Genomic DNA, 22,687 nt, shown 5'->3' on the forward strand with positions numbered 1-22,687 from the left:
CGTTTTTTAATAATGATTCATTATGAAGTTCATTTTATTTTTTCTTTTCTTTATAAATCTCACTTACAGTCAACAAACTGACTCTTTACCAAAAAACAAAAAACTTAAAGCAATCGAAGTAGGTTTATCTGCTTATTTTAAAAGAGATACTTCTACATTAAAAAATTCATACAAGCATCTATTTTCTTTTCATAAGACAAATAATGATTCAGTTATTTTAGCCAAGCATTATCAATATAAAGCAATGTTTTTTGAAATAAAATATAAAAAAGACAGTGCATATTATTATTATCATCAATCTAAGAATATTTCTAAAAAAATAGGTGATTCTTTAGAGGTTGGTAGACGTTTGTTGAGTATCGCTAATTTGCAACGAGAAGTAAAAGATTATTTAGGAAGTGAAATTAGTTCTATAGAAGCTCTTCAATACTTAGAACCTATACAGTCTTATAAATATTTAGAAAGTATTTATAATAATTTAGGTTTAATTTCTCAGGAATTAAGAAACATGGACGAATCTTTAAAAAATTACCAATTAGCTTTATCATGCAATAAAAAAACAAATAAAAGCCCCAGAACATCAACTACGTATTTATTTATAATTAACAATATTGGCTTATTATACCAAAAGCAAAATTTTCATAAAAAAGCTACTTCTTATTTTAAAAAAGGATTAGCTTTTGATAAAATTAAAGAAAAATTTCCTATTCAATATGCTCTTTTACTAGAAAACCTAGCTTATAGTAATTACAAGATAGGGAATATACAAAAAGTATTAAAACAATATAATATTGTACTAAATATTAGGAAAAAACTAAATAGTTTAAGTGGCTTAAGTACAATCCACACCAATTTATCAAATTATTATAAAGATACTAGTCAAAAAAACAAAGCAAAATATCATGCTAATCAAGCTTTAGAATATGCTAAACAAATTCACTACAACAAACGTTGGTTAGAAGCTTTGAAAAACCTTTCTGAATTAACTACTGGGGAACAATCAAAACAATACTTACGAGAATATATTACACTTAATGATAGTTTATTTCAAAAAGAACGTTTGTTAAAAAATCAGTTTGCTAAAATCAGATATGAAACAGGTAAAAAAGAAAAAGAAAATGCTGTTTTAAAAACCGAAAATGAAAAAAAACAAGCACAAATTGCTTATCACCAACAACAAGAAACTATTGGATGGTTAACTTCGGCTAGTATTTTATTATTACTTATTTTAAGTATTACTTTCTTTTTGCATAGAAGAAAAAAGCTATTATACCAAGCGCAATTAGAGGCAGCTAGAGCTAGAGAAAATGAACGCCAACAAATTGCGAAATCATTGCACGATGAAGTTGCTGGAGATTTGCGTATGTTATATCAAAAGCTAGAAAAATCTAATTTATTAACAGAAGCGAAAAAATTAAATAGCGTAAAAGAAAACGTTCGAAATTTATCGCATCAATTAAGTAGTGTAAGTTTTGATGAAGTCTCTTTTAAAGATCAAATAATTAATTTAGTAAGCGATTATTTTGAATTAGACTTTAAAATATCTGTAAACGGATTGCATGAATACGAATGGCAAGAAGTAAACAGCCCTATAAAAAGGTTACTTTATTTGGGAATTCGTGAAAGCATACAAAACTGTAAAAAATATGCTCAGGCAAGTAAAATAATTATTGATCTTACCATACAGAAAAATTATGTACTTTTGAATATTACTGATAATGGCATCGGATTTGATACTAAAATCAGTAAAAAAGGAATAGGTTTACGTAACCTTCAGGAACGTGTAAGAGATCTTAGAGGAACTTTAAACATTAGTAGTGAAGTAGGTAACGGTACCAAAACTAATATTCAAATACCCTTAAATGCCTGAACCAATAAAAATACTCCTCGTTGATGACCATCAATTAATAATTGAAGGAATACTCTCCTATTTAAGAGATATTGACAATTTAGAAATAGAAACAGCTAATTCTTGTGATGAGGCTTTTTCTAAAATCAAAACAAGTCTTAGTAATAATCCTTTTCATATTGTTTTTACCGATTTAAGTTTTGATAACCAACAGGAGAATAACACTCTTGATGGAGGTGAATCTTTAATAAAAGCCCTTCAACAAGAAAAGATTGATATTAAAATTGGTGTGATTACTGGGCATTCGGAAACTAATCGTGTATTTAATGTAATACATAATTTAAATCCATCTGCTTATATCCTAAAAGGAAATTGTAGTACAGACGAATTAACCTTTGCCATTAAAAAAATATTAAAAGGCGAAATATATTATACTCACGAAATTCATCAAAAGCTTTTAAAAAGAGCTTTGATAGAAATTCAAATGGATGAAGTTGCTATTCAAATCTTAAAAGAGTTACCTAAGCATGCAAAAATTGGTAATTTAGAAGGATTGATAAAAAAGAGAGATGGTTCGGCTATAAAAGTACGTTCTATAGAAAGTAAATTAGCGAAACTTCGTACCGATTTACAAGCAAATAATAATACTGATTTAGTACTAAAAGCTAAAGAATTAGGCATATTAGACTAATTTTTGCGGAAATCCACATTTTTTGCTGCGGATATCCATTTTTATACTAAAAAGACTACTTATATCTTTGTATCAGAATTAAACTACTCTTGGGGAAAATTCTGAAAAAAGGAAAAAAGAAATAGAACAAACCTTTCAGGTATAAATCTGAAAGGTTTGTTCGTTTTAAGATCCATATTATTATTTATTTATCAATTGCGGAAATCCACACTCGACACTGCATAAATCCCCTTTTTATAAATTCAAATCTATCATACATTTGTAGCATCGAATTTCAACTCATAGTGAAAAACGATATTTAAGGGGAAAAACTAAACCTTCCGGCTAAGTCTGGAAGGTTTTTTTACACAATAAACACCACATAAACAAATACTTACGCTTTTGCGGAAATCCACATTTTTTATTACATAAATCCCCTTTTTACAAACTCAAACCTATCATATATTTGTAATGTCGAATTTCATTTCTTAGCGAAAATCGATATTTAAGGGGAAAAACTAAACCTTCTAGATTTTTTTTATCTGGAAGGTTTTTTTATACTCTAAACTTATATAAAAGAGAGTTTTTCAAAAAATAAAACGTTGCGGAAATCCACAACAAACAATGCATAAATCCCCTTTTTACAAACTCAAACCTGTCATACATTTGTAATATCGAATTTCAACTCATAGGAAAACGATATTTAAGGGGAAAAAACTAAACCTTCTAGACAAATGTATCTAGAAGGTTTTTTTTACAATAAACTTATATAAAAGAGAGTTTTCAAAAAATTAAACTTTTGCGGAAATCCACATCAAACAATACATAAATCCCCTTTTTACAAACTCAATTCTATCATACATTTGTAACATCGAATTTCAACTCATAGTGAAAAACGATATTTAAGGGGAAAAAATTAAACCTTCTAGATAAAAAAAATCTGGAAGGTTTTTTTATACAATAAACTTATATAAAAGAGAGTTTTCAAAAAATAAACTTTTGCGGAAATCCACACCAAACAATGCATAAATCCCCTTTTTACAAACTCAATTCTATCATACATTTGTAACATCGAATTTCAACTCATAGGAAAACGATATTTAAGGGGAAAAAACTAAACCTTCTAGATAATTAAATCTGGAAGGTTTTTTTATGGTTAATTTTTTCAAAAAAAGTCATAAACTTAGCTTAAATCTGTCTTTTATTATATCATTCTCTTTCAAATAAATAAAAATCTCTCGTATATTTGTTATATCGAGTTTCAACTCATAATTGAAAAACGATTTTTAAGGGGAAAACTAAACCTTCTAGATGTGTCTGGAAGGTTTTTTTTTACAACAACATATATTTTAAAAGTTTTATCAATTGCGGAAATCCACAATTTTTAATTCGTTAATCCCCTTTTTATAACCCTAAAGCTGTTATACATTTGTAACATCAAATTTCGATTCATAACGGAAAATGATATTTAAAGGGGAAATTAAACCTTCTAGGCACACCTGGAAGGTTTTTTTATTTAAAAAACTCACCATCAATAATTTACCTACGGAAATTCACATCTTACATTGCGGTTATCCCCTTTATAAAACAAAATACCTGACTTACATTTGTAATGTTCTTTTGAACAAAACATTAAGGGGAATTATTAAAAACCAGTAAAAAATGGGGAAATTTTTACAAAAAGCTACTGAGATTTTAAATGCATTTTTATCATCTTTATCAGAACTTGGTAAAGGAGCTAGCTATGCTTTAAGACACTAGTAGTAACTAACTAAGGGATAAAAACCTTCCTGATAAAATTATCAGGAAGGTTTTTTATTTCCCAAACTTTAAATTGTAAATTGCTATTTTAAATTACTCATCAAAATTGTTAAATGGCAAAGTATATTCTAGCATTAGACCAAGGTACTACAAGTTCTCGTTCTGTTATCATCAATGAATCTGGAGAAATTATTGGAATAAATCAACAAGAGTTTTCTCAAATATTTCCACAATCTGGGTGGGTAGAGCATGATGCAGAAGAAATTTTAACTACGCAACTTTCTACTTTAAAAAAAGTTATTCAGAACGCAAACATACACCCAAATGAAATTGCTGGAATTGGCATTACAAATCAGAGAGAAACAACTGTGGTATGGGATAAAAACACAGGAAAACCAATATATAATGCTATCGTTTGGCAAGATAAAAGAACTGCAAATATTTGTGAGTCTTTAAAAGAAAAGGGCCTAGAAAATCATGTTCATAAAACCACTGGATTGGTAATTGACAGTTATTTTTCTGCTACAAAAATTAACTGGATATTAAACAATGTAAAAGGAGCAAAAGCAGAAGCAGAAAAAGGAAACCTATTATTTGGAACAATTGACACATGGTTACTTTGGAATTTAACAAAAGGAAAAGTTCATGCAACAGATTATAGCAATGCTTCACGTACAATGTTATATGACATTAAAAATTTATGTTGGGATGATAAATTATTACAAGAATTAAACATCCCAATTTCTATGCTTCCAGAAGTAAAACCTTCTTCATTTCACTTTGGAAATTATGAATTAGAAAAACATCAAATTCCAATTGCTGGGATTGCTGGTGATCAACAAGCTGCTTTATTTGGACAAGCTTGTTTTCATAAAGGTGAAGCAAAAAACACCTATGGTACAGGTTGCTTTATGTTGATGAATACTGGAGAAAACTTAGAGTTTTCTAAAAATGGCTTATTAACGACAATTGCCTGGGGAATTGACAATAAAATAAACTATGCCCTTGAAGGAAGTGTTTTTGTAGCTGGATCAGCCATACAATGGTTACGTGATGGTTTACAAATTATAAACAACGCTAAAGAAAGTGAGGTTTTCGCAAAAAGTATAGAAGATGAAAACCCTGTATATGTAGTTCCTGCTTTTGCTGGCTTGGGAGCTCCTTATTGGGATATGTATGCTAGAGGTGCTGTTTTTGGTTTGACTAGAGATACTGGTAAAAATCATTTAATAAAAGCAACTCTTGATGCTCTTGCTTATCAAACAAAAGACATATTAGATGTTATGCAAAAAGATAGCGCTATTGAATTAACTTCATTAAAGGTAGATGGTGGCGCATGTGCTAACAATTATCTAATGCAATTTCAATCAGATATTTTAAATACAAAAGTTGAACGACCAGAAATTATCGAAACTACCGTAATGGGTGCTGCATATTTAGCGGGTATTTGCGTTGGTTTATGGAAACAAGAAGACATTTTAAATAGAAGAAAAATTAATAGTGTATTCTCTCCCAACTTCACTTTAGAAAAAAGAGATAGGCTATATAAAAAGTGGCAAAAAGCCGTGGAGCGTACCAAAGATTGGATTGATTGATTTAAATTAAAAACTTTGTTTACCGAGAAAATAATAGCGTTTATCTAAAATATTTTTCTTTAATCTACTTCTGCCCTTTATTTACTTTAAATAATTTTAAATTTGATACTTATGAAAATTAGAAAAGTAATTTTAGGCTTTTGTATTCTTTTATTAAGCTCTTGTGTTGTAAAATCATTACATCCATTTTATACTCAAGATACAATCTCTTTTGATAAAAACTTTATTGGTGAATGGGAAGATTCTAAAAAAGGAATTTGGAAGGTTGTTTCATTCAGGAATGAAATATCTAAAAACAACCCATATGAAAAGATGAAACCCGATGATAAAAAGCTTTATAACGAATATAAAGACAGTTATTATATTCAACGAAACTATAAAAATAAAGAGGTTATATTTATTGCAACTCCCTTTAAAATTAAAAATCAAAAGTTTTTAGATTTTATTCCTTTAGACCATCAAGATGATGTTGATAATCTATTAGAAAGTCATTCTATTTACACACATAGTTTGGTAAAATATGATGTTAAAAAAAATGGAGAAATCGAAATACGTTGGTTAGATGAAGAAAAAGTAGGTCTACTTTTTAAGGATAAAAAAATTAAAATAAAGCACGAAACTGTTGGTTTAGCAAAAGATAAATATTTATTAACTGCGAGTTCTAACGAACTTCAAAAGTTTATAAAAAAATATATGGGTTCTAATAACTCTAAAAAATGGAAAACATCAACAAAATTCACATTATCTAAACTAAATGGAAGACAATAGATCTTTTTTAAAAGGAACAATATTAACTAACTTGGTTTTAAAAACCATTTTATGGTGTTGTTCCTTTTTAATTTTTTTATTTCTTTTTTCTAAGAGCTCTTCACCTTCAAAAATTGATTATATATATACTTCTTTTTTTATTATAAATCTATTTTTTCCTGTTTGTTTGAATTTATATTGGTTAGTTCCTACTTATTTAAAAAAAGAAAAATATCTTCTTTTTAGTCTTTTATTTATTTTAAACCTAATAATTTTTGCTGAATTAAATAGCTTTCTGTTTGAGCTATTTGTCAATACTTTTTTTAATGACTATTTCTTTATTTCTTATCATAATACTCTAGAAGTATACTTTATATTTTTTGTGTTTTTTGTTTTAACAATACTTATGAAACTTGCTAAAAACTGGGTGTATTTAAATCAGTTAGAAAACAAAAAATTAAAGATTAAAAACCAACAAATAGAAAAACAATTACATTATTTAAAAGGTCAAATAAACCCACATTTTTTATTCAATTCACTGAATGTTTTATATGCTCTTTCTATTGAAAAAAAGCAAGAGGTTACAAATGCCATTTTACAATTATCAGAAATTTTAAGGTATGTTATTTATGATTTAGATTTAAAGAAAATTTCTATTCACAAAGAAGTCGAATTAATTAAAAACTACATTGAATTTGAGAAAAACAGACATGTTCCTAATTCAAATATTGAGTTTAATTATAGTATAAACGATAATCTTGAAATTTACCCTATGCTGTTATTACCCTTACTAGAAAACAGCTTTAAACATGGTTTAAAAAGTGGAGTTAGTAATCCTTATATTAATATCAAGTTAAAGGCAACAAGTAAAAAATTAGATTTTCAAATTTCTAATAATTTTAAAGAAAAAATAAACTCTGATTTTAAAGGAATTGGTTTAAAAAATATTCAAGAAAACTTAACTGTTGTTTATCCTGAAAAGTATCATTTATTAATTGAAAACAAGAGTACTGTTTTTACTGTAAATCTCACAATATATTTAGAAAAATGAATATCCGCTGTTTAATAATTGATGACGAGCCATCTTCTCAAAACGTATTAAAACTATTTATCAATAAAATAGAATATTTAGAATTAATACATATTTGTAATGATGCTTTAGAAGCTTTAGATTTTTTGAAAAGCAACGATATAGATTTACTTTTTTTAGATATAAATATGCCTCAACTTTCGGGAATTTCTTTTTACAAATCGTTAAAAAACCCTCCAAAAGTTATTTTTACTACAGCCTATTCAGAATATGCACTTGACGGTTTTGAAGTTGATGCAATAGACTACCTATTAAAACCTTTCTCCTTTGATCGTTTTTTAAAAGCTGTTTCTAAAATTAAAAACTTAAAAGATAATAGTATTGACTATATTATTATAAAATCTGAAAAAAAGCTACATCAAATAAAAGTAAACGACATTTATTATATTGAAGGCTTAGGAGACTATATTAAAGTACATTTAAAAGATACTTTTTTAATAACATATAAAACCTTGAAAAAAATAACTGATTTGTTACCAAAATCATATTTTGTACAAGTACATAAATCGTATATTATTAATAAAAACAGACTTGATTATATAGAAGGAAATTTAGCGGTTATTAACTCGAAAAACATACCTCTAGGTCAAAAATACAAATCAACTTTTTTAAATAAATTAAAAGAATAACATGGCAAAGTTTTATAACAAAATAAATTCTAGAATTCAGAAGTTTATAGAAGCACAAAAAGTCTTTTTTGTAGCTACGGCACCAAAAAATGGGCGCATTAATTTATCCCCAAAAGGAATGGACTCTTTCCGTGTACTAAACGAAAATAAAGTTGCTTGGTTAAGTGTAACAGGTAGTGGTAATGAAACCTCAGCACACTTACTAGAAGACAATAGAATTACTATTATGTTTTGTGCTTTAGAAGGAGCTCCTAATATTCTACGTTTATATGGAAAAGCTAAAGAAATTTTACCAGATGATACTGAATGGAACTCATTAATCTCATTATTTCCAAAGCTTTCTGGAACGCGACAAATTTTTGATGTAACCATAGAAAGTGTTCAAACATCATGTGGTATGTCTATTCCTTTTTATGAATATAAAGAGGAGAGAAATCAGTTACTAGATTGGGCAGAGGAAAAAGGTGAAAACGGTATTGAACAATACTGGAAAAACCGCAACCAAGTAAGTATAGATGGTTTAAACACGAAGTTTAAAGAGTAAGCATAACATAAATCGCACTTTTTCACAATTTACTTCAAACCCTGATAAAAATCATATTTTAAGTAAACACATACAACTACTTTTGGGGTATTAAAGTAAATAAAATGATACAATTTTTTAATACTCCTTTAGTTTCTTGGACAAACGGCACAATTATGATTGCAATATTTGGAGTTGTTTGTGTAGGATTAATTACTACTCTCTTAATTCTCGTAAATGGTGGTGAGAAAAAAAAGAAGTAGTTACGGGTTGTATTTTTAGTTTTTAATAGTTGATTTAGAAGAAGTGCTCGTTTTTGATGTGTTGGTGGTTTAACTCAAGAGCACTTCTTCTTACTATTTAAAGGCATTTAATCCTGTAATATCTAAACCTGTAATTAGCAAATGAACATCGTGGGTTCCTTCATAAGTAATTACACTTTCTAAGTTCATTGAATGTCTCATAATAGAATATTCACCTGAAATTCCCATAGCTCCTAAAACTTGTCTTGCTTCTCTAGCTATTTGTAAAGCCATTTCTACATTATTTCGTTTTGCCATTGATATTTGAGCAGAAGTAGCACGTCCTTCATTTTTTAAAACTCCTAATCTCCATGTTAGCAATTGTGCTTTGGTTATTTCGGTAATCATCTCAGCCAATTTCTTTTGTTGTAATTGAAACTGTCCAATTGGCTTACCAAACTGAGTACGCTCTTTAGCATAACGTAAAGCGGTATCATAACAATCCATTGCAGCGCCTATAGCACCCCAAGCAATTCCGTAACGAGCAGAATCTAAACACAATAATGGTGCACCTAAACCAGATTTGTTGGGTAATAAATTTTCTTTAGGGACCTTAACATTATCAAAAATAAGCTCTCCAGTAATAGAAGCTCTTAGTGACCATTTATTATGAGTTTCAGGAGTTGAAAAACCTTCCATTCCTCTTTCTACAATCAAACCATGAATGCGTCCTTCTTCATTTTTTGCCCAAACTACAGCAACATCACAAATAGGGGCATTAGAAATCCACATTTTAGCACCATTTAATAAATAATGGTCGCCCATATCTTTAAATTTGGTTTCCATTCCTCCTGGATTCGATCCATGGTTAGGTTCAGTTAATCCAAAACTTCCCATCCATTCACCAGATGCTAATTTTGGTAAATATTTTTGACGTTGCGTTTCCGTTCCATAATTAAAAATAGGTCCCATTACTAAAGAAGATTGAACTGAGGCTGTGGATCTAATACCACTATCACCACGTTCTAATTCTTGCATAATTAACCCATAAGAAATTTGATCTAATCCTGCTCCTCCATATTCTTCAGGTATATACGAACCAAAAGCTCCAACTTCAGCTAATCCACTAATTAATTGAGTTGGAAAAGTTGCGTTTTGCGCAGCATCTTCAATAATTGGAGATAAATTTTTCTTTACCCATTCACGGGCAGTATCACGAACAAGTTTATGTTCATCTGTTAACAAATCATCAGCTTGATAATAATCAGGTGCTTGAAATAAATCTGGTTTCATAAGTTTTTTTTAACGTTAAATACTGATTTTGTATGTGTTGATGATTGATAAATTAATTATCCTAGTTTTATTTAATAGTATAGACTCAAAAATACTCAAAAAAATGGTTATTAGTATAGGTTTACGTATGTTTGTATTAGATGAGATTTACATTAGGACAGCAAGAACGATTAAAGAGTAAAAAGTTATTAGGGAAACTTTATGAAGAGGGAAAAGCGATAAAAGTATTTCCTCTTAGAATGGTATACATACAAACGGAACATACTTCAAAATTTCCCGCTCAAGTAGGTGTATCGGTTCCTAAAAGAAACTTTAAAAAAGCTGTTGACAGAAATCGAATAAAACGCTTATTAAGAGAGATTTACCGAAAAGAAAAACATACCGTTTACAACGGAATAGATAAGCCTTATGTGTTTATGATTTCTTATATTGCAAGAGATGAATGGAAATATGCCGATATTGAGCATAAAATGAAGAAGTTATTAACGCTTTTTACAGAAGAAATTACCAAAGATGAAAAATAAAAAAATACTTTTTTTTGGTTCCCTAATTGTTATTTCATTTTTATTCTCGTTTCAGTCTCGCTTTTTTGAGATTGCTAAGCAAATAGAAATTTACAACAATTTGTTTAAGGAATTAAACATCAATTATATTGATGAAATTAACCCTGGTGATTTAACCGATAAGGCTATTAAAAACACCTTAAAAAACTTAGACCCTTATACTAATTTTTACAACGAACAAGATGTAGAAGATGCTCGTATTCGTAGAGAAGGAGAATATGGAGGTATTGGCGTTTCTACTTTTTACACAAAACAAGGAATTGTAATTGCTGAAGTATATAAAGGTTTTTCGGCAGACAAAGCAGGTATGAAAGCTGGAGACATTATTACTGGTGTCAATGGTCAAAAATTAGCTGATTTAGAAAAAAGTCAATATTCACAACTGTTGAAAGGAACACCAGACAAAGAACTTTCATTAATTGTTAGTAGAAATAATAAAAATCAAACAGTTAATTTAAAATTAGATAAAGTTATTGTAAATCCTGTTCCTTTTTATGACATGATTGATGAGGAAACAGGCTACATTATTTTAACCAGATTTACAAATCAAAAAGCTACACAAGGAGTTAAAGAAGCTTTTAATGAGTTAAAAGATAGAGGAATGAAAAAACTAGTTTTTGACTTGCGTAGTAATCCTGGAGGTTCATTATTTGATGCAGTAAACATTACAAATTTATTTATTCCAAAAGGTTTAAAAGTTGTAGATACTCGTGGAAAAATTAAGAAAAACAGTAGAACTTATAAAACTAGTAGAGAGCCTTTAGATGCACAAATCCCAATCGTTGTTTTAATTAACGATCGTTCTGCGTCTGCTTCAGAAATTGTATCAGGAGCATTACAAGATTATGATCGTGCTGTAATTATGGGAGAACGTTCATTTGGTAAAGGTTTAGTACAACGTTATTTTACCTTGAATTATGGAACTCAAATGAAAGCAACTATTTCTAAATACTATACTCCTAGTGGTCGTTGTATACAGGAATTAGATTATGCTAATAGAGATTCAAAAACAGGAAAAGTTCCAAAATTTTCCGACGGTCCTGTAAATACATTTACTACAAAAAATGGGCGTAAAGTATACGATGGTGGTGGAGTAACTCCAGATATTCGCATCGATATATCTGAAAAATCTGAGGAAACAAACAAACTTTTAAAATCGAAAGCTATATTTAATTTCGTGACAGATTTCACTTATAAAAATCCTAGTTTCTCTACAGAAAACTACACTTTTAAATCGGCAGATTTTAATACCTTTAAAAACTATTTACTTATACAAGACACCGCTTTTGTAACAAAGAGTGAAAAACTTTTCAAAAAAGCTTATTCATCAGTAAAAAATGAAGAGAAACTTTCATCTGAATACAATGCTATTCTTAAAAAATTAAAAAAGGAGAAAGTTCAAAAAATCGCTGTAAACGAAGATATTATATCTAATAAGATTCAAAATGAAATAGTAAAGAGATACACCTATCAGGAAGGAATGTTTAAGCACCAACTTAACAATGACCCTACTATCAAAAATGCAGTTAATTTGTTAAAAAACCAGCAAAAATATAGCGGTATTTTAACCAAATAATATGCATTACATAATTTGTATCTTTGCCTTTTAAAAAAATATATGTCAAAACCTAATCATAAAGAACGTACCAGAGCTCAAGAATCTACAAATGCCATAGAAAAGTTATACATTTCAATGCGTCATTTATTTAGTCGTGGATTTTATAAGCCAATGGGAGTTTCTGGAGAAACGTTACGTAAATCCTTATTACAATTACGTCCTGAAATTTATGGATCAATCGCTGAAAACAAAACTGAATTAAATGGTTTGGTTTATATTATTGAGCGATTACCTGAAGGTATTGAAGAATGTCAATACATCTACTTAACTGCAGATGAAGGATATAGAAATTCAAAATTCAAAGCAATAGTTCCTCCAAAGAGAAGAAGAAATTGTTATCGTATTGACAAGGACCAAATGAATATTGAAATTACTCGTGGTCGCTCTGAAATTTATGATATACTTACACATCTTACCTTTTTATTTATTGAATCTCATAAGATAAAAGACCGTGTAATTATTAATAACGGTGAAAGTTTTATTAGAGAATGGCTTCAATTAGAAGACATTGTTTTAAATAACAAAACACTTACCGATGAAGAAAAAGATGTAATTGTTGTGCATCTAGGAAACATCTTAGGTAGAACTTACGACGAGGTATATGATGTTTATAATACTTTTTCTACAGAAGAAAACCCTAATAGATTTTTCCATTTAATTTACTGGTTAGGAAAACTAGCTATTAACGAAGAATTATACGAACAAAAACGTTCGGTAAAATTCAGTTCAGTATTAATTGAAGAAATAGGACACCACTTTTATGGAGAAATTTGGGCAAACAGCATCAAAAAAGTTCTAGTAGATAATGATTTATTAAAGCGTCCTATTCATATTATTAGTGCAAACATGCACAGTGTTATGAATAGTATTTATGCTCAAAATGCCTTACCTGATGAAGTTAAAAAACATAAAGGTTTTGAGCTTTTTGAAGTATTAAGTAATGCTAACAGTCAACCATTACAAAAAGCAGTTAAAAACTATGCTTCAGAAAATGGGTTGATATACATTAAAGATACATCTGGAACAAACATTAATGTTCAAGTTATTGATACTGAAAAAATAAACTTTGACACGACTTCTTTTGAAAAGAAGAACTCTGTTGGAGAGAAACCAGTAATCATTGTAATGGATTATGCATTTGGAGAGCAAGCATATGAAACAATGGACGAGTTATTAAAACCATATAAAATAGGAGATAAATCTGTTCATTTAGATGTAGTTTCTGTTTCTATAATGGGTAAAGCTGGTATTTTAGAAGGAGGTAAAGGAGACATTATGATTCCTTCTTCTCATATTTTTGAAGGTACTGCCGACAATTATCCTTTCAAAAACGAATTAACCAAAGAAGATTTAGAAGGATTTGGAGTACAAGTATTTGATGGAGCTATGGTAAGTGTACTAGGAACATCATTACAAAACAAAGACTTGTTAAAATTCTTCCACGATTCTACATGGAATGTAATTGGATTAGAAATGGAAGGAGCTCACTATCAAAAAGCAATCCAATCGGCTTCAAAAATTAGAGGAAACGTTAGAGAAGATATCAAAGTAAGATATGCATATTATGCTTCGGATAATCCATTAGAAACTGGTGCAACACTAGCTTCGGGTGGTTTAGGAATGAGCGGAGTAACACCAACATATGCAATTACACAAAAAATATTAGAACAAATATTTTAAACAATTAAAAGGCTATTTTTTCAAATAGCCTTTTTTCTTATTCTATATTTGCAACAACAACACAACAACACATAAAATGAACATTCTAATTTTAGGATCAGGTGGTAGAGAGCACGCCTTTGCAAAGAAGCTTTCTGAAAGTAATAAAATTCAAAACTTATTTGTAGCACCTGGTAATGCAGGAACAGACTCAATAGCTACAAATATTAATATCAATCCAACCAATTTTCAGCAAGTAAAAGAAACAGTATTACAACACAATATTAATATGGTTGTGGTAGGTCCAGAAGCGCCATTAGTAGCAGGTGTTCATGATTTCTTCTTAGCTGATGATGATTTAAAAAACATCCCTGTAATTGGTCCTAAAAAAGACGGAGCCTTATTAGAAGGAAGTAAAGACTTCTCAAAACAATTCATGATTAAGCATAATGTTCCAACTGCTAAATATGAATCGTTTACAAGTGATACTTTGGCGCAAGGAAAAAGCTTTTTAGAAACCTTAACACCTCCTTATGTACTGAAAGCTGATGGTTTAGCTGCTGGTAAAGGTGTTTTAATTTTAAACGATTTAGAAGAAGCAAAATCGGAACTTGAAGAAATGCTTTCAAATCAAAAATTTGGAGAAGCATCATCAACAGTAGTTATTGAAGAGTTTTTAAAAGGAATAGAACTTTCTGTATTTGTGTTAACAGATGGTAAGAGTTATAAAATATTACCTTCTGCAAAAGACTATAAAAGAATTGGAGAAGGAGACACAGGTTTAAATACAGGCGGAATGGGTGCTATTTCCCCAGTTCCTTTTGCTACTGATGATTTCCTTCAAAAAGTAGAAGAACTAGTCGTAAAACCAACAATAAATGGTTTACAGAAAGAAGGAATAGATTATCGAGGATTTATTTTTATTGGATTAATGAACGATAATGGAAATCCTTCAGTAGTTGAATACAATGTTCGTATGGGGGATCCAGAAACAGAAGTAGTTTTACCAAGAATAGAATCGGATTTAGTCGATTTATTTGAAGGAGTTGCTAATCAGACTTTAAATGAGAAATCATACGAAGTAACACCGCAAACTGCAACTACAGTAATGCTAGTTTCTGGTGGATATCCAGAAGCTTACGAAAAAGGAAAAACTATTACAGGTTTTGATACTATTGATGATTCAATTGTTTTTCATGCTGGAACAACTGTAAAAGATGGAGAAGTAGTAACAAATGGAGGAAGAGTAATGGCAATTACCTCTTTTGGTGATTCTATTGAAGATGCTCTAAAAAAATCATATAAGAATATTGATAAAATAACTTTCGATAAAATTAATTATCGAAAAGATATTGGATTTGATTTAGTATAAATAAAAAAGAAGGAGTTGAAAAATCAACTCCTTCTTTTTTACATTGCTTTTTCTAAAGTAAAAGAGAATTCTGATCCTTTACCAAAATCACTTTTTAATAAAATTGTCTCATTATGGGCTTCAATAATATGCTTCACAATAGATAATCCTAAACCAGAACCACCTTGCTCTCTTGAACGACTTTGATCTACACGATAAAAACGCTCAAATAAACGAGAAACATGTTCTTGTTTTATACCTTCTCCATTATCGGAAATTTTAATAATGAACTTATTAGGATTGTATGTTTCTATACTAACTGTAGTTGCTCCTCCAACTTTTCCGTATTTTATAGAATTTACAATTAAGTTAATTAAAACCTGTTCTATACGTTCTACATCACCTTTTACAAAATGAGGGAATTCATAAATTCGATCAAACATTAAAGTTATGTTTCTCTTTTTTGCTTTCATCTCAAATAAATCAAAAACATTTTGAATCAGTTCAAGAATATTAAAGGTTTCAATATTCATTTTCATTCCTTCTGTTTCTAACTTAGCAATCATATCTAAATCTTTGATAATAGATGTTAACCTTTCAACACCTTTATTCGCTCTATTTAAATACTTTGTACGAATTTCTTCATCTTCAGCAGCTCCTTCAATCAAAGTTAAAATATATCCTTGAACAGTAAAAAGAGGTGTTTTTAACTCGTGAGCAACATTCCCTAAAAAATCTCTACGGAAAGAATCTCTTTGAGTTAACAATGCTATTTCCTCACTTTTACCTTCAACATATTTTTGAACACTTTTAGTAAGAGCTTCAACATCGGTAGTTACTTTTTTCCTTTCCAAATCATTTACATCTAAAATGGAAATGTCCTCATAAAGTCTTTTAACTCTTTGATAAATAAAATATTCAGCTCGGTACTGAATAATAAAAAATGATATGATAAACATTACAACACCAAAGACAAGAACAGTCCCTATTCCTAATAAATTAATTAGAAACAAATAAGAAAGTAAAGCAATTACAACAGAAATAGATGTAGAATATAATGCCGACCAAAGTGCGTATTTGTATGTTTTTTTAATTTTCTTCATTATAAAAAAATAGATTGCCAGTTCAGCAATCTATATAAATATTTTAAAGTTTAATTTATTTTTCTGCTCCTTCCAAAACAAATTTATAACCAACTCCTTTTACAGTTTTAAAATAATCGTCACCAATTTTTTCTCTAAGTTTTCGAATATGCACATCAATTGTACGACCTCCTACTACAACTTCATTACCCCAAACACTATCTAAAATAACTTCTCTTTTAAATACTTTTCCTGGTTTAGATGTTAATAATGAGAATAATTCAAATTCTTTTCTTGGCAAAGCTATTTTTTTATCTCCTTTAAACACAACATACTCATCTCTATTAATAATAATATCTCCAATCTTAGTTGTTGTATCAACAGATTCTTCAGTTTTCAAACGTCTTAACAACGATTTCACCTTACTTACCAAAACTTTTGGTTTTACTGGTTTGGTAATATAATCGTCTGCACCTGCATCAAAACCTGCTACTTGTGAATAATCTTCACCTCTAGCTGTTAGAAAAGAAATGATAACATCTTCTAATGGTTTAATGTTTCTAATCTTTTCACATGCTTCAATACCATCCATTTCTGGCATCATTATATCTAATAATATTAAATGAGGATGTATCTTTTTAGCAGTCTTTACTGCTTCATGCCCATTACTGGCAGTAAAAACCTGATAGCCTTCTGATTTTAAGTTATAACCTACTATTTCTAAAATATCAGGTTCGTCATCAACTAATAAAATTTTAATATCATTCGTATTCATAGATTATTTGTATTGTGTTACCCAAAAGTAACCATAAAATTATAAATCGTTGGCTCTCTTATTTAACTTAACATTCATTTAATCTTTAATAAACCTTCGCTTAAATAGTTAATAGAAAAATTAATCTGTAATTTTTTGTTTTTGTATCTTTATAAAAATTGTTTACGATGAAACTTATTCCTTTATTTGGCGAAATATCTTATAAAACTAAAGAATTGTTTATTTATAAGTTAAGGCAAGGAACTCCTAATCTGAAAACAAAACCCTTCTTTAATATTATTTAGTTTATCAAACCTCCACAAAAAAGACGAAAATTATCTTTAAAACACGAGTGTTTACATTTTAATAAAAAGAAAAAATGTTGAATAAAATTAATCTTCAAAATATCTTGTTTTTAGATATTGAAACAGTTCCAGAAGTAGAATTGTTTTCTGATTTATCGGAAGAAAAAAAAGAATTATACGCTTTAAAAACACAATACCAGCGAAAAGATGAAATCAGTGCCGAAGATTTTTACCATCGAGCAGGTATATGGGCAGAATTTGGAAAAATAATATGTATTTCTGTTGGATATTTTGTTGACAAAAAAGAAGAAAATCAGTTTAGAGTAACTTCTTTTTATGGCGATAATGAAGTTAAAATATTAAATGATTTTAAAAATTTACTTAATCAACATTTTAATCAAAACAAACATCTCTTATGTGCTCACAATGGAAAAGAATTTGATTTTCCTTACATAGCTCGTAGAATGATAATTAATCGCATTGAATTGCCTAAAAAACTTAACTTATTTGGTAAAAAACCATGGGAAGTTCCTCATTTAGACACCTTAGATTTATGGAAGTTTGGCGATTATAAACATTATACTTCTCTAAAATTATTAACTTCTATTTTAGACATTCCATCACCCAAACAGGATATTGATGGAAGCGAAGTAGCTAATGTATATTATAAAGAGAAAAACTTACCTCGTATTGTTGAATATTGCGAACGTGATACCGTAGCAGTAGCACAACTTTTATTACGATTTTTAAACAAACCTATTTTAGAAACTAAAAACATTGTAACGATATAACACAAAATTTTTCTCCAATCAAAACTTCATAAAAAATTTAACCCCCTAATAAAATGAAAGTTAGTCATATATTATATAAAGTTAAAAACCTAGATGCTGGCGTAGAAAAATTCAGACAAGAAGGCTTTACGGTTGAATATGGTACAAAAAAAAAGCCTTACAATGCTATTATTTATTTTTCAGAAGGCCCTTATTTGGAATTAATTGGAGCTATCAAACTTCCTAGTATCATAAGTTTTTTAATGAAATTATTTGGTAAAGGAAAAGTAGTAGAAAGAATAAATAATTGGCATTATTCGAAGGAAGGATTAATAGCTGTTTGTCTTGAAAATTACAAAACCAATTTAAGTCAAGAAAAGAAAATATTAACGAAGTACAATCAAAAATATTTTGAACGTCCTAGCAAAAGGCTTGACATCAAAAACAGGTTATTAAAGTTTAAAGTATTATTTCCTAATGAATTAAAAATACCTTTTTTAATGACTTATTTCAATATTGATCCAAAACCAAAAAACTACGTTCATACGAATGGAATTAAGAAAATTAAAAGTATTTCATTCGGAACAGAAAAAGAATTTATTCCTTTAATAAATGAACTATGTGATGATGATACTCTCAAATTATTTTTAGGCGAAGGCGTAAAAGACTTAGAATACGAAAAACAACATTAAAAGATGAATGAAGCTCAACATAAACTACGTTTAACTGTATATGTAATATCTATTTTGATTGCGCTTGTAATCATAGCTGATTTTGCTTTACCAGGAAAAGTTATAACTGACAAAATTGCTAAGATTCAAAAGAGTTTAGAGGAATATTACAATGCAGGTGGAAACTATCATTATTCATATAAAATAAGCACTAATAAACACGAGTTTTCGGTTACAGAAGAATTTGCTGTATTGGTAAAAGAAAATGAAGAAATAGAATATTCAGTTTCTCAAATTTTTAAAAAGATAAACTGGTATAAACAACCTAGTTCAGATGGCAAATCATATTATTCTTTAAGAATAGCATCAGGACTAGTACTTCCATTATTAGTTGTTCTTTCAATATTTATAGCTTATCGATATAAAAAGAAAATGAATACACTGTTATTTGTACTTCAAATCTTATTGATAGCTGACCTGATATTTTTAATTGTATAAACCAAAAAATATTATGAAAAATAAGTTTGCTAATTGGAAAAAAGAAATTGATGAAATATCTAATTCTATTTGGAAAATAACTTTAACTCATACATTGGGTCCAACTATAGAAAAAACTGGAAATGATTTAGAACAACTTGAAAAAAAAACTGAATTATTAGTAACCCAAATGAATAAACAAATCGAAAAGAAACAAACACAAAATTGATGTTCATAATAAATCTAACTTATAAAACAGAATTAGAAAAAGTAGATCAATTTCTAAGCGAACATATTGAATTTTTAAATAAACAATATGAGTTAGGTCACTTCTTAGCTTCAGGACGAAAAATACCAAGAACAGGAGGCATAATATTATCCAATATTACATCAAAAGAAACATTAGAAAAGATTATCGAAAAAGACCCTTTTAAGAAAAATGAGCTAGCTGACTATGAATTCACTGAATTTATACCAAGTAAAACTTGCGAGGAATTGAAATTCTTAATTGAATAAATATTTAACTTACTACATGGGAATCCTGACAACATAAATTTTACTCAAAATTGACCGAACTAGAAAATTATATTAAATCCTACTTTGGAATAACAAACCAAAACTTAGACAAAATAACATCGCTTTTTAACGAGTCTGAGCTTAAAAAAGGAGAATATTATACTAAATCAGGACAATACTGCGAAAAACTAAGTTTTGTAAAAAGTGGATATGTTAGGCTTTTTGCTAAGGCTAATGACAAAGAAGTAACACAATGGATTGCTACCAAAGGACATTTCTTAACAGAGTTATACAGTTTTAATTTTAAACAAAGAGCTAGATGGAATATACAAGCACTAACCGACTGCGAACTATATACCATAAATAAAGAAAATTATGCTCTTTTGAATAATATAGTTCCAAACTGGACTGAAATAGAAAAGCAATTTATGGCAAATTGTTTTATCCAATTAGAAGATAGAATTTTCAGTCATTTATCACTTAATGCAGAAGAACGCTATCATCAATTTTTTGAGAATAACAAAGAGCTCTTTAATCAAGTTCCTTTACAGTATCTAGCTTCAATGTTAGGAATGTCACCAGAAACATTTAGTAGAATACGAAACAAGAAAAATTCTTGATTTTTATCAAGAGCATCACTTCAATTTCAATCTAGCTTTGTTATATAATTCAAACAATATGGCAAAGCAAATTACAACATCAATTACAATTAACGCTAGCAAAGAGAAGGTTTGGAGTATTCTTATGGATTTTGAGAATTACTCGAAATGGAATTCCTTTATTAAAGTTATTTCTGGAGAAATTAAGGTTGGAAACAGAATTCATGTGGAACTATCAGGAATGACTTTCAATCCTATAATTAAAACATTTGATAAAAACCTAGAATTAAAATGGCTTGGTAGTCTCTTGTTTAAAGGGCTTTTTGATGGAGAGCATAAATTCAAACTTACAGACAACGGAAATGGAACTACTTATTTTGAACAAAGTGAAAGCTTCAGTGGAATTTTGGTTGCTTTATTTTCAAAAAGTTTAGATACAAATACTAAAGCAGGTTTTGAACAAATGAATAACGAATTAAAATTACGAGCAGAAAATATCTAGTCCTTCGAAAAACTATCTTGAAAGTTAGAGATAAAATCGTGAATAAATTTCTTCGATGTATCTGCTGTACGAAAAACCAAATAGTGTTTTCTTTTTAATCCATTCTTGCTAATTCGTTTAAAAACCAAATTATCAGAAATTTTAAACGATTTAACCGCCCATTGAGGCATGCATATTATTCCCATATTTGCATTAACCATTTCCAAGGCAACTTCAGTTAATGGAATCGCTGAGATCTTTTGAGGAATGATTTTATTTGGTTTTAAAAAGCGTTCATACACAGAAACGGTTTCTAAAGGAAAAGAATGAATAATTAAGTGGAGGTTAGTGAAATCATTTACATCTAAATAATCTTTTTTACTAAAAGGGTTTTCTTTATGCATAATAGCAAAAACCTCATCTTCATAAACTTCAATACTCGATAAAGTATCATTCTCAGGTTTGGAAGTAACAATAGCAATATCAATTTCGTTAGATAAAATTTTAGATATAGGTTGATGTGTAGCTTCTAAAATTAAATCAATAGTAATTTCAGGATATAGAAGTCCCATTTTTTGTACAAAAACAGGAAGACCTTGATAAAAACTATAACACTCAGTACTCATTTTAATGGTACCAACAGACCCCATTCTTAACTGCTCAATATTTCGAAAACCATTTTCAATACTTTCAAGGATTTCGTTACCTAGTTTGTATAGTTCAGCACCCTCATCAGTCAATTTCCATCTATTTCGACTTCTAAGAAAAACCTTAAAACCTAAACGTTCTTCTAATTCTCTTAATTGATGACTCAAAGCCGATTGTGTTAAAAACAACTTATTGGCAGAATTGGCAATACTACCTTCTTCAACAATTGTTTTAATAAGTCTAAAATACTTGATTTCCATGTCACACAAAGTTAACGATTTAGAGGTTAAAGCTTAGTTGAAAAAAATTCAGTTAAGAAATAAAAACCTTCAATTTCTAAATTCAAAACACCACAACATTCAAACTAATTTTACAAAAAAATTAAAATTATGTCCAAGCAAAAAAACAATACAACAAACAGCTTACTAAAAGCAGTACAAACCTATTTCGATGCTATTCATTATTGCGACACTAAAAAACTAAACCAAGTATTTCATAAAAGCTCCAGCCTTTTTGATGTAGATGAAGGAAAGCTTTTTGTAGAACCAATAGCAAGTTTTAGCAAAGATGTAGGAGGAAGAATATCGCCAGCGAGCAAAGGGCAAAAATTAGCAGCTGAAATTTTAATGATTGATTGGTTATCGCCAGCATGTGCAACAGTCAAAATAAGAATTAGAGCACATAAAAACGTATTTGTAGATCACCTAGGATTTGTAAATGGAGAAGAAGGATGGCAAATAGTTTCTAAAATATGGCACCTCGAAAAAGTAATCAATTAAAACTGCTTTTTAAGT

Annotated in this window: 24 protein-coding genes; 20 read left to right on the top strand and 4 right to left on the bottom strand. The window is 29.0% G+C overall.

Annotation, left to right across the window (positions count from 1 at the left end):
• The first annotated feature begins 22 nt into the window (after positions 1–22).
• The 8 genes from Q0958_RS02435 (at position 23) to Q0958_RS02470 (ending at position 9,127) form a co-directional block, all read left to right on the top strand.
• Entirely contained in the window at positions 23–1,870 is a 1,848-nt protein-coding gene (locus tag Q0958_RS02435) for a tetratricopeptide repeat-containing sensor histidine kinase (protein WP_299119133.1), read from the top strand.
• Entirely contained in the window at positions 1,863–2,540 is a 678-nt protein-coding gene (locus Q0958_RS02440; RefSeq protein WP_299119135.1) for a response regulator, read from the top strand. The genes Q0958_RS02435 and Q0958_RS02440 overlap by 8 nt, the downstream gene beginning before the upstream one ends.
• Before the next feature lie 1,853 nt (positions 2,541–4,393).
• A complete protein-coding gene (gene glpK, locus Q0958_RS02445; RefSeq protein ID WP_299119137.1) occupies positions 4,394–5,875 on the top strand; it encodes a glycerol kinase GlpK in 1,482 nt (493 codons plus the stop codon).
• 111 nt (positions 5,876–5,986) lie between these two features.
• The gene (locus Q0958_RS02450; protein ID WP_299119138.1) at positions 5,987–6,643 is read left to right on the top strand and encodes a hypothetical protein; all 657 of its coding nucleotides are present in this window, start codon (positions 5,987–5,989) and stop codon (positions 6,641–6,643) included.
• 385 nt (positions 6,644–7,028) lie between these two features.
• A complete protein-coding gene (locus tag Q0958_RS02455; RefSeq protein WP_299119140.1) occupies positions 7,029–7,673 on the top strand; it encodes a sensor histidine kinase in 645 nt (214 codons plus the stop codon).
• On the top strand, positions 7,670–8,341 hold the full coding sequence (locus tag Q0958_RS02460) for a LytTR family DNA-binding domain-containing protein (RefSeq protein WP_299119141.1): 672 nt from the start codon (positions 7,670–7,672) through the stop codon (positions 8,339–8,341). The genes Q0958_RS02455 and Q0958_RS02460 overlap by 4 nt, the downstream gene beginning before the upstream one ends.
• A gap of 1 nt (position 8,342) precedes the next feature.
• The gene (locus Q0958_RS02465; protein WP_299119143.1) at positions 8,343–8,885 is read left to right on the top strand and encodes a pyridoxamine 5'-phosphate oxidase family protein; all 543 of its coding nucleotides are present in this window, start codon (positions 8,343–8,345) and stop codon (positions 8,883–8,885) included.
• A gap of 104 nt (positions 8,886–8,989) precedes the next feature.
• On the top strand, positions 8,990–9,127 hold the full coding sequence (locus Q0958_RS02470; RefSeq protein ID WP_299119144.1) for a hypothetical protein: 138 nt from the start codon (positions 8,990–8,992) through the stop codon (positions 9,125–9,127).
• Between the two features lie 93 nt (positions 9,128–9,220).
• Here Q0958_RS02470 and Q0958_RS02475 read toward each other — a convergent pair whose 3' ends face one another.
• The gene (locus Q0958_RS02475) at positions 9,221–10,399 is read right to left on the bottom strand and encodes an acyl-CoA dehydrogenase family protein (RefSeq protein WP_299119146.1); all 1,179 of its coding nucleotides are present in this window, start codon (positions 10,397–10,399) and stop codon (positions 9,221–9,223) included.
• 140 nt (positions 10,400–10,539) lie between these two features.
• On the opposite strand from Q0958_RS02475, the gene rnpA reads away from it, so the two are divergent.
• The 4 genes from rnpA to purD all read left to right on the top strand — a co-directional run bounded on the left by rnpA (position 10,540) and on the right by purD (position 15,611).
• A complete protein-coding gene (gene rnpA, locus Q0958_RS02480) occupies positions 10,540–10,923 on the top strand; it encodes a ribonuclease P protein component (RefSeq protein WP_150898162.1) in 384 nt (127 codons plus the stop codon).
• The gene (locus tag Q0958_RS02485; RefSeq protein WP_299119150.1) at positions 10,913–12,538 is read left to right on the top strand and encodes a S41 family peptidase; all 1,626 of its coding nucleotides are present in this window, start codon (positions 10,913–10,915) and stop codon (positions 12,536–12,538) included. Before rnpA ends, Q0958_RS02485 begins: the two co-directional genes overlap by 11 nt.
• A 42-nt stretch (positions 12,539–12,580) precedes the next feature.
• On the top strand, positions 12,581–14,260 hold the full coding sequence (locus Q0958_RS02490; protein ID WP_299119152.1) for a hypothetical protein: 1,680 nt from the start codon (positions 12,581–12,583) through the stop codon (positions 14,258–14,260).
• Positions 14,261–14,336: 76 nt separating this feature from the next.
• The gene (gene purD / locus Q0958_RS02495) at positions 14,337–15,611 is read left to right on the top strand and encodes a phosphoribosylamine--glycine ligase (protein WP_272151083.1); all 1,275 of its coding nucleotides are present in this window, start codon (positions 14,337–14,339) and stop codon (positions 15,609–15,611) included.
• A 38-nt stretch (positions 15,612–15,649) separates the two neighbouring features.
• On the opposite strand, the gene Q0958_RS02500 is transcribed toward purD, so the two are convergent.
• Both Q0958_RS02500 and Q0958_RS02505 read right to left on the bottom strand, forming a co-directional pair.
• Positions 15,650–16,693: an ATP-binding protein gene (locus Q0958_RS02500; protein WP_299119156.1), complete on the bottom strand. Its 1,044-nt coding sequence runs from the start codon at positions 16,691–16,693 to the stop codon at positions 15,650–15,652.
• Positions 16,694–16,748: 55 nt separating this feature from the next.
• Complete coding sequence (locus tag Q0958_RS02505; protein ID WP_272151081.1) at positions 16,749–17,447, bottom strand: response regulator transcription factor; 699 nt, start codon at positions 17,445–17,447, stop codon at positions 16,749–16,751.
• 358 nt (positions 17,448–17,805) lie between these two features.
• On the opposite strand from Q0958_RS02505, the gene Q0958_RS02510 reads away from it, so the two are divergent.
• The 7 genes from Q0958_RS02510 to Q0958_RS02540 are packed head-to-tail and all read left to right on the top strand — an operon-like array spanning position 17,806 to position 21,266.
• A complete protein-coding gene (locus Q0958_RS02510) occupies positions 17,806–18,522 on the top strand; it encodes a 3'-5' exonuclease (protein ID WP_299119163.1) in 717 nt (238 codons plus the stop codon).
• Between the two features lie 53 nt (positions 18,523–18,575).
• Positions 18,576–19,193, top strand: coding sequence for a VOC family protein (locus tag Q0958_RS02515; protein ID WP_299119166.1), 618 nt, complete (start codon positions 18,576–18,578; stop codon positions 19,191–19,193).
• Between the two features lie 3 nt (positions 19,194–19,196).
• Positions 19,197–19,670 carry a hypothetical protein gene (locus Q0958_RS02520; protein WP_299119169.1) on the top strand — a complete coding sequence of 158 codons (474 nt, stop codon included), beginning with the start codon at positions 19,197–19,199 and terminating at the stop codon, positions 19,668–19,670.
• A 13-nt stretch (positions 19,671–19,683) separates the two neighbouring features.
• Complete coding sequence (locus Q0958_RS02525) at positions 19,684–19,878, top strand: hypothetical protein (RefSeq protein WP_299119171.1); 195 nt, start codon at positions 19,684–19,686, stop codon at positions 19,876–19,878.
• A complete protein-coding gene (locus Q0958_RS02530; protein WP_299119173.1) occupies positions 19,878–20,165 on the top strand; it encodes a YciI family protein in 288 nt (95 codons plus the stop codon). Before Q0958_RS02525 ends, Q0958_RS02530 begins: the two co-directional genes overlap by 1 nt.
• Positions 20,166–20,215: 50 nt before the next feature.
• Positions 20,216–20,785 (top strand): Crp/Fnr family transcriptional regulator, encoded by a 570-nt coding sequence (locus Q0958_RS02535; RefSeq protein WP_299119176.1) that lies wholly within the window; start codon positions 20,216–20,218, stop codon positions 20,783–20,785.
• A 58-nt stretch (positions 20,786–20,843) separates the two neighbouring features.
• Positions 20,844–21,266, top strand: coding sequence for an SRPBCC domain-containing protein (locus Q0958_RS02540; RefSeq protein ID WP_299119178.1), 423 nt, complete (start codon positions 20,844–20,846; stop codon positions 21,264–21,266).
• Here Q0958_RS02540 and Q0958_RS02545 read toward each other — a convergent pair.
• On the bottom strand, positions 21,263–22,153 hold the full coding sequence (locus tag Q0958_RS02545; protein ID WP_299119181.1) for a LysR family transcriptional regulator: 891 nt from the start codon (positions 22,151–22,153) through the stop codon (positions 21,263–21,265). The genes Q0958_RS02540 and Q0958_RS02545 overlap by 4 nt on opposite strands.
• Positions 22,154–22,282: 129 nt before the next feature.
• On the opposite strand from Q0958_RS02545, the gene Q0958_RS02550 reads away from it, so the two are divergent.
• Positions 22,283–22,672, top strand: a complete 390-nt coding sequence (locus Q0958_RS02550) for a nuclear transport factor 2 family protein (RefSeq protein ID WP_299119184.1) — start codon at positions 22,283–22,285, stop codon at positions 22,670–22,672.
• Positions 22,673–22,687 lie beyond the last annotated feature (15 nt).

The organism is uncultured Tenacibaculum sp., from assembly GCF_947499065.1.
Classification (GTDB): Bacteria; Bacteroidota; Bacteroidia; order Flavobacteriales; family Flavobacteriaceae; genus Polaribacter.

Excerpts from the sequence above, each read along its gene's own strand:
- Q0958_RS02435 (WP_299119133.1), top strand. The coding sequence starts at position 23 with ATGAAGTTCATTTTATTTTTTCTTTTCTTTATAAATCTCACTTACAGT.
- Q0958_RS02440 (WP_299119135.1), top strand. The coding sequence starts at position 1,863 with ATGCCTGAACCAATAAAAATACTCCTCGTTGATGACCATCAATTAATA.
- glpK (WP_299119137.1), top strand. The coding sequence starts at position 4,394 with ATGGCAAAGTATATTCTAGCATTAGACCAAGGTACTACAAGTTCTCGT.
- Q0958_RS02450 (WP_299119138.1), top strand. The coding sequence starts at position 5,987 with ATGAAAATTAGAAAAGTAATTTTAGGCTTTTGTATTCTTTTATTAAGC.
- Q0958_RS02455 (WP_299119140.1), top strand. The coding sequence starts at position 7,029 with ATGAAACTTGCTAAAAACTGGGTGTATTTAAATCAGTTAGAAAACAAA.
- Q0958_RS02460 (WP_299119141.1), top strand. The coding sequence starts at position 7,670 with ATGAATATCCGCTGTTTAATAATTGATGACGAGCCATCTTCTCAAAAC.
- Q0958_RS02465 (WP_299119143.1), top strand. The coding sequence starts at position 8,343 with ATGGCAAAGTTTTATAACAAAATAAATTCTAGAATTCAGAAGTTTATA.
- Q0958_RS02470 (WP_299119144.1), top strand. The coding sequence starts at position 8,990 with ATGATACAATTTTTTAATACTCCTTTAGTTTCTTGGACAAACGGCACA.
- Q0958_RS02475 (WP_299119146.1), bottom strand. The coding sequence starts at position 10,399 with ATGAAACCAGATTTATTTCAAGCACCTGATTATTATCAAGCTGATGAT.
- rnpA (WP_150898162.1), top strand. The coding sequence starts at position 10,540 with ATGAGATTTACATTAGGACAGCAAGAACGATTAAAGAGTAAAAAGTTA.
- Q0958_RS02485 (WP_299119150.1), top strand. The coding sequence starts at position 10,913 with ATGAAAAATAAAAAAATACTTTTTTTTGGTTCCCTAATTGTTATTTCA.
- Q0958_RS02490 (WP_299119152.1), top strand. The coding sequence starts at position 12,581 with ATGTCAAAACCTAATCATAAAGAACGTACCAGAGCTCAAGAATCTACA.
- purD (WP_272151083.1), top strand. The coding sequence starts at position 14,337 with ATGAACATTCTAATTTTAGGATCAGGTGGTAGAGAGCACGCCTTTGCA.
- Q0958_RS02500 (WP_299119156.1), bottom strand. The coding sequence starts at position 16,693 with ATGAAGAAAATTAAAAAAACATACAAATACGCACTTTGGTCGGCATTA.
- Q0958_RS02505 (WP_272151081.1), bottom strand. The coding sequence starts at position 17,447 with ATGAATACGAATGATATTAAAATTTTATTAGTTGATGACGAACCTGAT.
- Q0958_RS02510 (WP_299119163.1), top strand. The coding sequence starts at position 17,806 with ATGTTGAATAAAATTAATCTTCAAAATATCTTGTTTTTAGATATTGAA.
- Q0958_RS02515 (WP_299119166.1), top strand. The coding sequence starts at position 18,576 with ATGAAAGTTAGTCATATATTATATAAAGTTAAAAACCTAGATGCTGGC.
- Q0958_RS02520 (WP_299119169.1), top strand. The coding sequence starts at position 19,197 with ATGAATGAAGCTCAACATAAACTACGTTTAACTGTATATGTAATATCT.
- Q0958_RS02525 (WP_299119171.1), top strand. The coding sequence starts at position 19,684 with ATGAAAAATAAGTTTGCTAATTGGAAAAAAGAAATTGATGAAATATCT.
- Q0958_RS02530 (WP_299119173.1), top strand. The coding sequence starts at position 19,878 with ATGTTCATAATAAATCTAACTTATAAAACAGAATTAGAAAAAGTAGAT.
- Q0958_RS02540 (WP_299119178.1), top strand. The coding sequence starts at position 20,844 with ATGGCAAAGCAAATTACAACATCAATTACAATTAACGCTAGCAAAGAG.
- Q0958_RS02545 (WP_299119181.1), bottom strand. The coding sequence starts at position 22,153 with ATGGAAATCAAGTATTTTAGACTTATTAAAACAATTGTTGAAGAAGGT.
- Q0958_RS02550 (WP_299119184.1), top strand. The coding sequence starts at position 22,283 with ATGTCCAAGCAAAAAAACAATACAACAAACAGCTTACTAAAAGCAGTA.